This window comes from Sphingomonas sp. ID0503 (assembly GCF_048565625.1).
GTDB lineage: Bacteria > Pseudomonadota > Alphaproteobacteria > Sphingomonadales > Sphingomonadaceae > JBLZUR01.
Genome location: NZ_JBLZUR010000002.1, coordinates 2,883,445 through 2,896,816, shown reverse-complemented (window position 1 = coordinate 2,896,816; position 13,372 = coordinate 2,883,445). Strand labels below are relative to the sequence as shown.

General features: G+C 66.1%; 15 protein-coding genes and 1 riboswitch. Of the genes, 6 read left to right on the top strand and 9 right to left on the bottom strand.

From position 1 onward, the window contains the following. The first annotated feature begins 81 nt into the window (after nucleotides 1–81). The 3 genes from ACM608_RS15185 to ACM608_RS15175 all read left to right on the top strand — a co-directional run bounded on the left by ACM608_RS15185 (nucleotide 82) and on the right by ACM608_RS15175 (nucleotide 3,030). A complete protein-coding gene (locus tag ACM608_RS15185) occupies nucleotides 82–1,614 on the top strand; it encodes a lipopolysaccharide biosynthesis protein (RefSeq protein ID WP_419684303.1) in 1,533 nt (510 codons plus the stop codon). Beyond that, a complete protein-coding gene (locus ACM608_RS15180) occupies nucleotides 1,611–2,048 on the top strand; it encodes a DUF1772 domain-containing protein (RefSeq protein WP_419684302.1) in 438 nt (145 codons plus the stop codon). Before ACM608_RS15185 ends, ACM608_RS15180 begins: the two co-directional genes overlap by 4 nt. 136 nt (nucleotides 2,049–2,184) lie before the next feature. Further along, the gene (locus ACM608_RS15175; RefSeq protein ID WP_419684301.1) at nucleotides 2,185–3,030 is read left to right on the top strand and encodes a PEPxxWA-CTERM sorting domain-containing protein; all 846 of its coding nucleotides are present in this window, start codon (nucleotides 2,185–2,187) and stop codon (nucleotides 3,028–3,030) included. 97 nt (nucleotides 3,031–3,127) lie between these two features. Here the strand turns inward: ACM608_RS15175 and purH are convergent, their stop codons facing one another. The 3 genes from purH to ACM608_RS15160 are packed head-to-tail and all read right to left on the bottom strand — an operon-like array spanning nucleotide 3,128 to nucleotide 6,682. Beyond that, nucleotides 3,128–4,717, bottom strand: a complete 1,590-nt coding sequence (purH, locus tag ACM608_RS15170; protein ID WP_419684300.1) for a bifunctional phosphoribosylaminoimidazolecarboxamide formyltransferase/IMP cyclohydrolase — start codon at nucleotides 4,715–4,717, stop codon at nucleotides 3,128–3,130. A 48-nt stretch (nucleotides 4,718–4,765) separates the two neighbouring features. After that, nucleotides 4,766–5,527, bottom strand: coding sequence for a LytR/AlgR family response regulator transcription factor (locus tag ACM608_RS15165; protein WP_419684299.1), 762 nt, complete (start codon nucleotides 5,525–5,527; stop codon nucleotides 4,766–4,768). Nucleotides 5,528–5,560: 33 nt separating this feature from the next. Then, nucleotides 5,561–6,682, bottom strand: a complete 1,122-nt coding sequence (locus tag ACM608_RS15160) for a sensor histidine kinase (protein WP_419684297.1) — start codon at nucleotides 6,680–6,682, stop codon at nucleotides 5,561–5,563. A gap of 187 nt (nucleotides 6,683–6,869) precedes the next feature. On the opposite strand from ACM608_RS15160, the gene ACM608_RS15155 reads away from it, so the two are divergent. Both ACM608_RS15155 and ACM608_RS15150 read left to right on the top strand, forming a co-directional pair. Further along, nucleotides 6,870–7,448, top strand: coding sequence for a hypothetical protein (locus tag ACM608_RS15155; RefSeq protein ID WP_419684296.1), 579 nt, complete (start codon nucleotides 6,870–6,872; stop codon nucleotides 7,446–7,448). Between the two features lie 287 nt (nucleotides 7,449–7,735). Beyond that, the gene (locus tag ACM608_RS15150) at nucleotides 7,736–8,251 is read left to right on the top strand and encodes a CAP domain-containing protein (protein WP_419684294.1); all 516 of its coding nucleotides are present in this window, start codon (nucleotides 7,736–7,738) and stop codon (nucleotides 8,249–8,251) included. A 3-nt stretch (nucleotides 8,252–8,254) separates the two neighbouring features. On the opposite strand, the gene ACM608_RS15145 is transcribed toward ACM608_RS15150, so the two are convergent. Continuing rightward, nucleotides 8,255–9,385, bottom strand: a complete 1,131-nt coding sequence (locus ACM608_RS15145; RefSeq protein WP_419684293.1) for a sensor histidine kinase — start codon at nucleotides 9,383–9,385, stop codon at nucleotides 8,255–8,257. 87 nt (nucleotides 9,386–9,472) lie between these two features. Next, nucleotides 9,473–10,048 carry a TMEM165/GDT1 family protein gene (locus ACM608_RS15140; protein WP_419684292.1) on the bottom strand — a complete coding sequence of 192 codons (576 nt, stop codon included), beginning with the start codon at nucleotides 10,046–10,048 and terminating at the stop codon, nucleotides 9,473–9,475. 59 nt (nucleotides 10,049–10,107) lie between these two features. Further along, a riboswitch (yybP-ykoY riboswitch) is annotated at nucleotides 10,108–10,242 on the bottom strand. A gap of 36 nt (nucleotides 10,243–10,278) precedes the next feature. Here ACM608_RS15140 and ACM608_RS15135 point away from each other — a divergent pair. Next, nucleotides 10,279–10,881 carry a ribonuclease HII gene (locus ACM608_RS15135; RefSeq protein ID WP_419684291.1) on the top strand — a complete coding sequence of 201 codons (603 nt, stop codon included), beginning with the start codon at nucleotides 10,279–10,281 and terminating at the stop codon, nucleotides 10,879–10,881. Here ACM608_RS15135 and ACM608_RS15130 read toward each other — a convergent pair. The 4 genes from ACM608_RS15130 to ACM608_RS15115 all read right to left on the bottom strand — a co-directional run bounded on the left by ACM608_RS15130 (nucleotide 10,878) and on the right by ACM608_RS15115 (nucleotide 13,347). Continuing rightward, the gene (locus ACM608_RS15130) at nucleotides 10,878–11,459 is read right to left on the bottom strand and encodes an SURF1 family protein (protein ID WP_419684289.1); all 582 of its coding nucleotides are present in this window, start codon (nucleotides 11,457–11,459) and stop codon (nucleotides 10,878–10,880) included. The two genes, ACM608_RS15135 and ACM608_RS15130, sit on opposite strands and share 4 nt — an antisense overlap. Then, on the bottom strand, nucleotides 11,456–11,818 hold the full coding sequence (locus ACM608_RS15125; RefSeq protein ID WP_419684287.1) for a DUF983 domain-containing protein: 363 nt from the start codon (nucleotides 11,816–11,818) through the stop codon (nucleotides 11,456–11,458). Before ACM608_RS15125 ends, ACM608_RS15130 begins: the two co-directional genes overlap by 4 nt. An 86-nt stretch (nucleotides 11,819–11,904) precedes the next feature. After that, nucleotides 11,905–12,723, bottom strand: a complete 819-nt coding sequence (locus tag ACM608_RS15120) for a cytochrome c oxidase subunit 3 (RefSeq protein WP_419684286.1) — start codon at nucleotides 12,721–12,723, stop codon at nucleotides 11,905–11,907. 120 nt (nucleotides 12,724–12,843) lie between these two features. Beyond that, nucleotides 12,844–13,347 (bottom strand): cytochrome c oxidase assembly protein, encoded by a 504-nt coding sequence (locus ACM608_RS15115; protein ID WP_419685235.1) that lies wholly within the window; start codon nucleotides 13,345–13,347, stop codon nucleotides 12,844–12,846. Nucleotides 13,348–13,372 lie beyond the last annotated feature (25 nt).

The window sequence follows — 13,372 nt, the reverse complement described above, 5'->3', positions numbered from 1 at the left end:
GGGTGTGACCTGCCCGCACTCCCCGCGGCCAATCGCCACACCCATCTGGCGGGCGGTCCCTCGCTCCCCTAGACACCGCCAATGTCCGCCGCCGACACCTCCGCGCCCGACGATCTCGGCGCGCTCGCCAAGGGTGGGCGAACGAACTTCTTCGGCTTCGTCATTCGGCTGATCGCGCGCATCCCGTTCCTGTTCATCGCCGGACGCCTCTATGGCCCCGACGCGTTGGGTCGGTTCGCGATCGCGACGATCACGGTGGAGTTCGCGGGTCAGCTTGCCACCCTTGGCCTGAAGCGGGGTCTGGCCCAGCAACTGACGCATAGCGGGCGTGAGCATGTCCATGTCGTCTGGGACGGTCTGCTCGTCGGGCTGCTCGGATCAATCGCGGCGGCGCTGGTATTGATCTTCATGCCGGGCCTGATGTTCCCGAACAGCCCCATCTACGGGCTCGACTGGCTGCTGCCGCTGACCATCTTCGGCTGGGCCCTGTCGGACATCGCGCTCGCGGCACTCGCCTATCGGGGCGATGTCGGCGCAACGGTGAAGGCGCGTGCCATCGTCGAGCCGTGGACGATCAGCATCGGGGCGGGGCTCCTCTACTTCTACTCGACGCGCGACGGCCTGATCCTCGCCTACGCGCTCTCCGCCATCGCCGCCTTCGTCGCCTCGATCGTGCCCCTGCTGAAGAGCTACGGCCCGCCGCGTGGATGGCGGCCGCGACCGGCGGAGATCGTCCGCACCGCCGGGTGGAACCTGCCGCTCGCCGGCGCGGATGCGATCGAATGGGGATCGCGCCGCCTCGACATCTACATCTTAGGCCGCTTCTTCGCACCGGAGATCGTCGGCATCTACTATTTCGCGCAGCAGGTCGCGTCGCTGCCGCAGAAGCTGAAGACCAGTTTCGACCCGATCCTCGGACCCGTCATCACCCAGAACCTGGAGGAAGGGAACAAGGTGGCGGTCGCGAAGCAGGTCCGCCAGGTTGGCTTCTGGATCATCGCCGCGCAGGCGGGCATCGGCCTGGCGCTCGGCATCCCCGGCGAGGCGGTGATGGGTCTGGGCGGTCCCAGCTATGTCCACGGTACAGCCGCCCTCGCCTTCCTGCTCGCCGCCGAGGTGATCGCGGCCACCGCCGCGGTGAGCGAGGCGGCGCTGATCTATGTGGCGCGCTGGCGCAATCTTGCAATCTCGGCGGCGATGATCGTGGTGCAGGTGGCCGTGTCTGTGGCGCTGATCTACGCCATTCGCGACGCCCTGCCCCATCTGCGTGGCTGGGGGCTGCCGATCGTTGAGGTCGCGCAGCGGGACGATCCCTGGTCGGCGGCGGGCGTGGCGATCGGGCTGATGGTGGCGCTTGGAATGGCCTCGGTGGTGAAGTCGCATGTCCTCGCCCGCCTCCTCGGCGCAGGCGTGTCCGGCTGGCGCTTCGCGATCGTCACCGCCACGGCGGCGGCGGCGGTGATCGGGTTCATCGCGACCAGCTTCTTTCCGGAATGGCTGGAGCTGCTCGCCGGCGTTCCCCTAATCCTCTGCGCGTTCGGGGCGGTGATCTGGTACCGGGGCTTTGGGCACGAAGACCGGGTTCTGTTCCGGAAGGCAGAAGGCGCGCGATGACCATTCTCATCGAAGTGGCGCTTGTCCTAGCTGCGCTTTTCACGGGGGCGGCGGGCTATATCAGCCTCGTCGAGCATCCGGCACGGCTTGAACTCGAAGACGGACCGTTACTGCGGCAGTGGCGACCCAGCTATGCGCGCGCCTTGCCGATCCAGGCAGGGCTGGCAATCGGCGGCGGCGTAGCGGGACTGGGGGCAGGGTACGTGCTCGGCGACTGGCGATGCGTACTGGGTAGCGTGGTGCTGCTCGCCAACTGGCCGTTCACGCTTCTGGTGATCATGCCCGTCAACAAGCGGCTGAAGGCGATCGATGCCGCCGACTTAGGCGAAACACGCCATCTGCTGAAACGATGGGGGCGATTGCACGACGGCCGCAGCATCCTCGGCCTCACCGCCACGCTGATCTTTCTGTGGGCCTCGATCTCGTCAGAGTGACACACGCTCTTGCCGCTCGCAGCGTGCACTCGGTCCCGCATCCCCGGCAGCTCATTTCTCTCGCAATCGCCTGACCCGTTTTCCGTCCCCGCCACGCTTATACCTGAAGGGCCAAGCACGCTCGGGAGGTTGGGACATGACGAGGCTTTGTATCGGATTAGCAATCGCGGCTGCCGCTTGCGCGCAGGCGCCAGCATTCGCCGCTTACTATGTGTCGCCGCGCATCTTCTATGGCGATGGCGAGGAGATCAACGGCACGATCATCAACGGAGCGACCTCGGCCAGGCAGGAGTTCCATTCGAACGGCACGGACCTGGCGGTGACGGCCGACCTGAAGGCCGGGACAGTGAAGTCGTCGCTGAACATGACCGGACCGGATAACTACGGTCAGGTGGTCGGCACGTTCGGTGATACGCTCACCTTCTCGTCCAACGCGATTGGGCAGACTGCGGGAGTGCGGTTCCGTTATGATGGGTCGATCACGGCCGGCGCGCCGCTCGGCTTAGGCAATTCTACCGCCAATTTCGGTATCTATGCGACACTCTACGCCTATCGTGCGGGATCGGGCGTCAGCTATCTCGACTATGGCAATGCGAAGTACGACGCCTACAAGGTTGTCGGCCTATCCGACTTCATCAGCTTGAGCCCGACGACGGCGGTCGACCAGGTCATCGACAAGGTGCTGAACGGTGCCTTTGTCGTCGATGGTGCCGGGAGCTATGACGTGTTCGCAGGCCTTAGTCTGTTCGCCGCCACGAACGACAACCCGATCAACATCGGTATCGACTTCAGCCACACCGGCCAGTTCGGTATCGATGTGCCTGCGGGGGCGACCTACACATCGGACTCGGGTGTGTTCCTGACCGAGACCGCGGCAGTGCCGGAGCCGGCCAGTTGGGCCATGCTGATCGGCGGCTTCGGCCTGATCGGCGGCGCGTTGCGTGGAGCGCGGGTGCCGAGGCGCGCTCCCTCGTTCGGCTAACCTCCTCGCCAGGAGGAGCGTTGGGGGTGGGCTGCGCGATTGTAGTGTTGCGCCACGCCGGGGGGAGCCCACTCCCAGACTTCCGCGCGGTTGCGCCTTAGTGCCGGAAGTGGCGCATGCCGGTGAAGATCATCGCAAGCCCGGCGTCGTCCGCTGCGGCGATGACCTCTGCGTCGCGGATCGAGCCGCCCGGCTGGATGACGGCGGTGGCGCCTGCCTCGACCGCAGCCAGCAGGCCGTCCGCGAAGGGGAAGAAGGCGTCCGAGGCGACCGCCGAGCCGATGGTGCGCGGTTGCGCCCAGCCGGCCTTCTCCGCGGCATCCTTCGCCTTCCAGGCGGCGATGCGGGCGGATTCGAGGCGGTTCATCTGGCCGGCACCGACGCCAGCGGTGGACCCGTCCTTGGCGTAGACGATGGCGTTCGACTTGACGTGCTTGGCGACCGTCCAGGCGAACAGCGCGTCCGTCAGCTCCTGCGGAGTTGGCGCGCGCTTGGTGACGACCTTGAGGTCGGCTTCCGCGATTGCGCCATTGTCGCGCGACTGGACGAGCATGCCGCCGGCGATCGACTTCAGCATCAAGCCGGGGCGCGTCGGGTCGGGCAGGTCGCCGGTGATGAGGAGGCGCAGGTTCTTCTTCCTCGCGAAGACGGCGCGGGCGGCCTCATCGGCGGCCGGGGCGGCGACGACCTCGGTGAAGATGCCGCTGATTGCTTCGGCGGTCGGGCCGTCCAGCGGCCGGTTGACGGCGATGATGCCGCCGAAGGCCGAGACGCTGTCGCAGGCGAGCGCCGCCTCATAGGCTTCGATCAGCGTGTCGGCGCTCGCCACGCCGCAGGGATTGGCGTGCTTGACGATGACCACTGTCGGCGGGCCGTCACGAAATTCCGACACCAGTTCCAGCGCGGCGTCGGCGTCGTTGTAGTTGTTGTAGCTCAGTTCCTTGCCCTGCACCTGCTCCGCCTGGGCGATCCCGCGCGCAGAAGGGCCGATCGGCAGGTAGAGCGCGGCTGACTGGTGCGGGTTCTCGCCATAGCGCAGTTCGGCGGCTTTCTTCAGCGGCACCGAGAGGCTCGCCGGGAATGCCTCGCCCTGATCGCTATGCGCGAACCACGCCGCGATCATCGCGTCATAGGCAGCGGTGGCGGCGTATGCCTTGGCGGCCATGCGGCGGCGGAAGGGGAGCGTGGTGGCGCCGTCGTTTGCATCCAGCTCGGCCAGCAATTCAGCATAGTCGGCGGGATCGGTCAGGATGACGACGTGGTCGTGATTTTTAGCGGCGGAGCGGACCATCGAGGGGCCCCCGATATCGATATTCTCGATGATCTCGTCACGATCCGCGCGCTTCGCGACGGTCTGCGCAAAGGGGTAGAGGTTGACGACGACGAGGTCGATCGGTGCGATCGCGTGCTCGGTCATGGAGGCAGCGTGCTCGGGATTGTCTCGAACGGCGAGAAGGCCGCCGTGAACCTTCGGGTGCAGCGTCTTGACGCGCCCGTCCATCATTTCGGGAAAGCCCGTGAGATCGGAGATGTCGCGGACGGAGAGGCCGGTACCGCGAAGCGCCTTGGCGGTGCCGCCGGTCGAGACGAGGTCAACGCCGTGTCGTCCGAGCGCCTGACCGAGATCGGCGAGGCCCGCCTTGTCGGAGACGGAGAGGAGGGCGCGGGTGATCTTCACGTTCGTCATGGCGCGCGCGATGGGCGGGCCGGGCCGGAGGGTCAAGGGCTTTCGGCCCTATCCGATCCCCAGCGCCGCCTCGACCGCCGAGACGTAGCTCGGGCCGACCTGCACCGTGACGCCGTCCTGCAGGACCAGGGTCGCCGTGCGATTGGCCCAGCGAACCTCGCTCACCTTGGAAGGGCGGACGAAGGCGGAGCGGTGGACGCGCATCAACTGGCTGCCCTCCAGCTTTTCCTCGAGCGCGGACATGGTTGTGCGCAGCATGTGGCTGCGCAGGGGCGTGTGGAGGAGGACGTAATCGCGCGCCGCCTCGATCCAGTCGATCGTCTCCACGGGCACGCGGACCTGACCATGGCGGCCGGGCACCCAGATCTCCGCCTCGGAAGACGGGCGGGCGGCCCCCTTGCCGCTCTCGATCTGCTCGGAAAGGGATTGCGCGCGCGCCGCCTCGTCGCGGAGCCAGCGGCGGCGCTTGGCGCGGTTCATCGCCTGCTGCAGCCGCTCGAACCGCACCGGCTTCAGGATGTAGTCGGCCGCCTCCAGGTCGAAGGCGTCGGGCGCATAATGCTCGTGCGCGGTGATGAAGATGACCTCCGGCGCGGGATCGATGTCGATGGCGCCCGCGGTGCGCAGCCCGTTGCGGCCGGGCATCTGGACGTCGAGGATGACAACGTCGGGCAGCGTCTCCCGCATCAGCGCGAGGGCGGCGTCGCCGTCATTAGCCTCTCCGACCACTTCGATATCTTCCATGTCGGCGAGGAGGGTACGCAGGCGATCGAGCGCCAGCACCTCGTCATCCACAAGCAGAACCCGCATGCTAAGCCCCCAGCTCCGGCGTCGGCGCGCCGGTCAACCTTCTGCGATGGTGATGATAACCGCGAAGCGATCCTCGGTCACGTCGCGCACCAGCCGCGCCGCGCCGCCGTAATGCGCCGTCAGCCGCGCCTCGGCCGAGGCGATCTCGTCATCGACATCGTCGAGGCCGGTGAGGACGCCTGGCGGCATGCTGGTTTCGACGGTGATGCGCAGCCCTTCCCCGACCCGCGACGCCCGGACCGAAAGCGAGACACGCTCCCGCGTCAGGGACACGGCGTGGTCCACCGCGGACATCACGATGGTCTGTATCGTGAGCGCGGGGATCATCCGGTCGGCGACAGCGGGCGCACAATCGACCGTGCTCGCAAGCCGCTCGCCGAAGCGAACGCCCTCGATTTCCAGATATCGTTCCACGAAGGCGAACTCCTCCTCGACCGCGATCAGATCGTCAGGGCGGATCGTTGCGGTGGAGCGAAGGAAGTCGGAGAGCTGGTTCACGACCTGCTCGGCATCCTCATTGCGCTGCGCGACGATCAGCGAGGATATCGCGTTCAGCGTGTTGAACAGGAAGTGCGGGTTCACCTGAAAGCGGAGGGCGGCGATCTGCGCCTGCTGCGTGCTTGATTGGATCGCGGCGAAATGACGCTCCTGCGCCAGCGCGCGCCGACGGATCAATGCCAGCTGGAACAGGCCCATGTTGACCGCGAAGACCAGAACATAGTTCAAGCCCGATTGCCAAGCGCGGACCAGATTGGCCGGCATCGACCCCCAGTTCGGGTTCACATTGTCCGCCACCCATTGCTGGAAGGCGAGATCGAACAGGATCTGCGCCGCGCTGGCGGCCAGCACCGCCACCGTCCAGAGTGTCAGCCGGCGCGGTGCAGACAGATTGGCGGTGCCCCGGAACAGCGCAAAGAGCGGCATCGACAAGGCGATCGAGACCAGGAAGGTGGAGCAGTCGAGCGCGACGCTGGCCAGGGTGTCCGTGGTATGCCGGGCGATGATCAGGGGCAGGAAGATCAGGGCGACGAACAGCCACAGGCCCGCGGACAGGCGCAACGCCTGAGACCAGGGTACCTGAGTGCGGGATCGGAGCGGATCGATGCGCATGGACTGCCCGTCCTCCGCAGACCGCTGGATGGCGTCCAACTTCATACGGCTAAGGTCACGCGAGATAACGCTTTTTCCTACGCCAGTCAGACCAAACCGGCATTCTGCGCGACGAAAACACGGCCTGGCCGCTCTCTCGCCTTCGTCGCCCACTGCGCGGGACCCGCAGCATCCTGGCTGCACAAATCGAATCATGAGGGCACGAGGCGGGTGGCCGATCGATCGGCCGATGATGAGGTCACGTCCAATGCCCCGCTCCGCTCTTCAGCTTCGCCACTCGGCCCCCGTGATGCCCGCGCGCGCCGCGCCGCTGGCGCTGGTGGTGTCCAACGAGCCCGCGGCGCTGACCGACCTCGAGAGGTGTGTGGTCGTGCTGTCGCGCCGCGACCGCCCCGTGCCCGGCAAGCTGGCGGAAAAGGCGCAGCGGATTGCGCGTACATTGTTCGGCACGCGGCCGGCGAACACGCTCGCCGATCCCCGGCTGGAGGCACTTCGCCGCTTCGCCATCTCGCTTCGCCTCGGCGACGGGATGGCGGGCGAAAGCGAGACTGTCCGCTTCCTTTCCGCTGGATTTCGGCGCGAGCAGATCGAGACGATCTTTCGCCTTTGCCGGGAGCGCAGCGCACGCCGGCTGACGATGGCGTCGCGGCGGCGTCAGGTGATGCTGGCGGTCGCCGTCTGGGCGGGCATCCTCCCACCGTTTGCTGTCGGTCTGTCGGACTACTTCGAGGACGAGATGATCGGCCTGGTTTGTGCGACGCTCCTCTTCGCCGTCGTGGCACCGATCACCGGACGCTTTCGTTCGGCCTGACCTTCTCCAGCATGGACGTCCACAGGGGCGCGCGGAGCTGACGCTTCGCGCGCCCTTTCTTTTTGGGCTGCATTCGCCCGCACTCCGCGCTTTGCCGCTCGTATCGTATGTTTCGTCGCCGGTACGACTCTCCATCGCGACGCCAGGCCGACCGGTCGTCGCGTCGTTGGTTGGCATGCTGTCAGCGCCGAGAGCCGCTCATCGCTTCATTGATGAGAGTTGCCGTGACGTCGTTTTGCTTTCGCCCCGTTAACCGTATCTCAGGCCTTGGCGAATATCTGGGGCCGGTGTTCAAACGCCTCCTTCCCATCCTCGCTCTGGCTCTGCTGTCGCCCGCGCTTCAGGCCACCCACCAGCCCCTGTCCATCGAGGCGCGGCTCCTCGCCGCGCATAATCGCGAGCGTACAGAACTGGGTCTGCCGCCGCTGGTCTGGGACAAGGAGCTCGCGGCCGGCGCCGCCGAGTGGGCGAAGCACCTGACGCGGGTGGGCCGGCTGATCCATTCGCCCGACGATCCAAGCGATGCCGATCCTCCGGGTGAGAACCTCTGGGCGGGAACGCGGGGATATTATGGTCCGGAGGACATGGTCGGGCTGTGGGCCGCGGAGAAGAAGAACTTCAAGCCGGGCGCTTTTCCGACGAACAGCCGCACTGGCGAGCTGGAAGACGTCGGCCATTATACGCAGTTGGTCTGGCGCTCCTCCCGGCAGGTCGGGTGTGCGATCGCCCATGGACAGCAGGACGATTTCCTGGTCTGCCGCTACGCCGAAGGCGGCAACGTGATCGGCGAAACGCCCTATTGAGCTTTAGAACGCAACCGGCATGCAGAGCAGCGCTTCGAAGCCGGGGTCTAGCTTGCGCGTGGCGAGCGTTGCCTCCTTGCCGAACACGGCAACCAGCCGCTCCCGCACATTGTCCACGCCGAGCCCGGTGCTGGCATAACCTTCGCGATGCTCCGGCACACCTAGCCCATCGTCGACGATGGCGATCCGGAGCGTGCCGTCCTCCCGCCAGGCGCTGACCCGGATCGTCGCTCCCGCCGGGGAGGCCGCGACCGCGTACTTGACCGCGTTCTCGACCAGCGGCTGAAGGATGAAGCTCGGCACCATTACCTCGGACAAGCCGGGCGGACAGTCGACCTCATAGCCGAGCCGATCGCCGAACCGCACGGTTTCGATCTCGATATACGCGTCGATCGTTGCCAGTTCCTCTCCCAGGGGCACCATCTCCTGCGATTCTGACGAGAGCGAGGCGCGGAGGAACTCGGCCAACCGATCGATCATCAACTCGGCTTCCTCGGGCCTGTCGGTGACCACCAGGCTGGAGATCGAGTTGAGCGTGTTGAACAGGAAATGTGGATTGATCTGGAAGCGGAGGGCGGTCAGCCGCGCCTGATCGGCGTTTGCCTGCGCCTGCAAGAGGAGCTGGTCGTGCTGGTTGGCGCGCGCGACCGAGAAGATCAGGCCGAGCGCGATGACGTAGAGCTCGTAGATCCAGATATAGGCGAGGAACTTGTCGACCAGAATGGCGGCGGTGACAGCGCGGACGGTCTCGGGCGCGAAGACGCCGCGTAGCGCGTTTACGATTATCGCGTCCAGCACGGCATGAAGCGCCGCCGCGACCGCTGCGGCAAGCCCGGCGACCAGGATGCGCACCGGCAGAAAGGTCTCCCGCATCGCCCGCATCAACAGGTAGAGCGGGTCTGACAGGATCAGGCCGACACCGACCGCAGCCGCGACTATGGGAAACCCGTACCAGGCGATCCGCCCGTCATCCGCGAGGCTGGGCATCAGGAAGGTGAGATAGGTGAACCCCCACAGGCCGAGGGTCATCCACATCGCCTGACGCGATCCCTCTCGCGAGGCTGCGCCCGCCAATGGCACGCGGCGGACGTGCGGGCGCGGCAAGCCAGCGTCAACCGGCGCGACCAGCGTCACCAGAGCCCCCTTAAATAAACCTCGCTCAGCCTGCGTAATACGCCTTTCATCCGGTGGCCACAACGACCTGCGTGGTAAACTTCCAGACTACCTAAATATCTGAAGCGCCTTTAAGAGTAGCCACAGCCCGATGACTAGAAAGAGCAGCGCAGCAAGGATGCGAACGATGTTGAGGGGCACGCGCTTGATCAGTTCGTTTCCGAAGAGCACGGCGGGAACGTTGGCGAGCATCATGCCGAAAGTTGTTCCTGCGGTCACCGCCAGCGCCGCATGATACCGTGCACCAAGCGCCACGGTCGCGAGTTGTGTCTTGTCGCCCATCTCGACGAGAAAGAAGGCGATCAGCGTGGTGAGGAACGCACCCGAGCGGCCCGGTTTCGCCTGACGCTCCTCGTCGAACTTGTCGGGAATAAGGGCCCAGGCCGCCATCGCGATGAAGGACACGGCGATAACGACCCGGAACCAGAAGCCGTCCAGCAGACCGGCTACTTCGGACCCGATCAGTGCGGCCAGGAAGTGGTTGACCAGGGTGGCGGCGAGGATGCCCATAATGATCGGCACGGGCCGCTTGAAACGGGTCGCGAGCACGATCGCCAGCAGCTGGGTCTTGTCGCCGATCTCCGCCAGGGCGACCACGACCGTCGAAGTAAGCAGCGCTTCCAAGGGGACAGTCTCCGGCCGGACGGAACGCGAATCCAACGACGACGCAAATCCCGCCCGGCAAAGCGGAGATGCGACGCCATTGGTCTCGCCCGAACGGTTCCCCGCTCCCTCTGCGCCACGGCCTCTCGACCGAGTATGTTGACGCAGAGGCCCGGTCAGCGCGACCGGCTGGCTACTCCCCAGATGACGGTGGTTGCCTATCGCCCGGCGGCGGCGATAACAAGCGGCCAATGGCGCGCCCCTGTTTCAAGATTGAACGTCTTCATGGCGGCCCTGTGGCGGGCGTGGACGAGGCGGGGCGCGGTCCACTGGCGGGTCCGGTCGTCGCGGCGGCGGTGATCCTCGACCGCAAGCGCTTCCCCCGCGGCCTCGACGACTCGAAGAAGCTCGACCACGAGGCGCGCGTCGCTCTCTACGCCAAGCTTCGTGCCTGTGCAGCGGTGGGCGTCGGCATTGCGGAGGTCGAGGAGATCGACCGGATCAACATCTTCCAGGCGACGATGCAGGCGATGTCCCGCGCCGTCGACGCCCTGGGGGTCGAGCCGGCGATGGTGCTGGTCGACGGCAACCATTGCCCGAAATGGCGCTACACCTCGCAATGGGTGATCGATGGCGACGCGCTTTGCCGCTCGATCGCGGCGGCGTCGATCATCGCCAAGGTGACGCGGGACCGGATGATGATCGAGTACGACCTGCAGCATCCGGGCTACGGCTGGCACCGCAACAAGGGCTATGCGACGCCCGATCATCGCTCTGCGCTGCAGCGGCTCGGTCCCACGCCGCTCCACCGTCGCTCCTTCGCGCCGGTCGCCCAAATGATGCTGGCGTTCTAAGCCCGGAGGCGTTTCCTGAGCGCGACGGCGTAGATGACGAGCGCGATCGCGGCGAAGCTGAACCACTGCACGGCGTACATGCGGTGGTCGTTCGGGATGTCCTTGGGGTCGGGCGGCAAGCTGCGCTGAAGGCCGGCAGCCGGCGACTCGGCGACGAGGATCAGGTTCTTCTGGCGATCCTCGGTGATGATGCCGGTGACGGGGCCACCCTTGAACGCCGGGTTGGCTGGATTGTTGGACCAGCCCATGTCCGCCTGCATGCCCGGCCCTTCACCGCCGCCAGTGCGGCAGGCGGCGATGTGGCGCCAGCCGCTCTCACCGGCCATGTTGCGGCCCGCCTTGGCGCTCCAGCCGGTCACCTGGAGGCAGTAGCCCGTGGCGCGTCGGAACAGCAGGGTTTCCGGCTCGACCGGCACGGCAGGGAACGCCATGACGGGCAAGGTACGGGCGACGGCGTAGCGGGCGAGGAGACCCTCCTTCCACTTGGCCCTTTGTAGCTGCCAGGTGCCGAGACCGATCATCGTGGCCACCGCAAGCGCCACGATCAAGGTCGGCCAGAAAGGGAGGCGGCGCGTCATTCGTCCCGCAATCGTCCCTCGCGGGCACGGTTCCGGTACTCGGAGGAGATCAGCATGCCCTTGGCGAGGCGCAGCGACAGCATCACCGCAGCGATGGTCAGCGGCACCCAGAGGACGATGTGGACCCAGAAGGGCGGGCTAACCGCAAGTTCGAGGATGACGGCGGCGGCGGTGATGATCGTGCCGAGGATCAGCGTCAGGAACGCGGCTGGACCATCGCCGACGTTGAACGCATCGAAGTCCAGGCCGCAGGCGGTGCAGCGCTGTGCGAAGCGGACCACACCGCCGAACAGGGTCTTGGCACCGCAGCGTGGGCAGAGCCCGCCGAGGCCGCATTGGAGAGGAGTCGGTTCGGCCATGGCCGCGATATAGGTCTTGTGACCCGAACGAAAAAGGCGGCGCCGGCATGTCCCGGCGCCGCCTCTTTCAACTTTCGGAGATCCGATCAGCCGTGGATGGTGCCGCCGGCGTTGCCCCAGATGTAGATCGAGGCGAACAGGAACAGCCAGACCACGTCGACGAAGTGCCAGTACCAGGCCGCCGCCTCGAAGCCGAAATGCTGCTTCGGCGTGAAGTCGCCGCGATAGGCGCGGATCAGGCAGACGGCGAGGAAGATGGTGCCGACGATGACGTGGAAGCCGTGGAAGCCGGTCGCCATGAAGAAGGTGGCACCGTAGATGTTGCCCTTAAAGGCGAATGGCGCCTCGATATACTCGTAGGCCTGGATGCAGGAGAACAGGACGCCGAGGAGGATGGTGCACCACAGGCCCTTCTTCAGCCCGTCGCGATCGCCGTGCAGCAGGGCGTGATGCGCCCAGGTGACGGTCGTGCCCGAGCAGAGCAGGATCAGGGTGTTGAGCAGCGGGAAGTGGAACGGGTCGATGACCTCGATCCCCTTCGGCGGCCAGACACCGCCCACCGCCTCGACCGTCTTGGGGAAGAGCGAGGCGTCGAAGAAGGCCCAGAACCAGCCGACGAAGAACATCACCTCCGAGGCGATGAACAGGATCATGCCGTAGCGCAGGTGGAGCTGCACGACGGGCGTATGGTCGCCGGCATGCGCCTCCTTGATCACGTCGCCCCACCAGAAGCCCATGCAGGCGACGGTGGCGATCAGGCCGGCGAAGAAGAGATAGCCGCCGAATGCCGCCGAATGCATCCACATGATGCCGCCGGAGGCGAGCAGGAGCGCGGACAACGAGCTCAGCAGCGGCCAGGGGCTGGGCGGAAGAATGTGATAATCGTGGGTCTTGGCACCAGCCATGTCGCGTCTCGTCCCCTGGATTTGTCGCCCGCTCATTAGAACGTGGTCCGGAAGGTCGCAATGGTTTGATCGCGGCAAATCGAGCGAGCCTCGCCCTCGCGCCGGACCTCAGCCTACCCCCTACTTTTGCTCGGCCGCCTCGTAGAAGGTGTAGGACAGGGTGATCTCGCTGATGTCCCTTGTGTCCGGGTTCTCCAGGATCTTGGGATCGACGTAGAAGACCACCGGCATCCGCTGGGTAGCGCCTGGCTCCAGCCGCTGCTCGGTGAAGCAGAAGCACTGGATCTTGGAGAAATAGGGGCCGGCCTGGGTCGGGGTGACGTTGAAGGTCGCGGTGCCCGTCACCGGCTTGTCCGACAGGTTTGTCGCGTTGAAGAACGCCATCTGCCGCGCGCCGATCGCGACGCGCATCGTCTCCGCCTCCGGCGCGAAACGCCAGCGGAGCTTGGGCGAGACGTTGCCGTCGAAGCGGACGGAGACGATCTTGCCGACGACCGCGCCGGGGACGTCCGTCTCCGCCTTGCGCATCGTCGTGCCGTTGAAGCCCGTCGCCTGGCAGAACAGGCGGTAGAGGGGCACGCTGGCGAAGCCGAGGCCGATCATGGCCGCGACCAGCAGGACCATCAGCAGGCCAACCCGCTGATTCCGG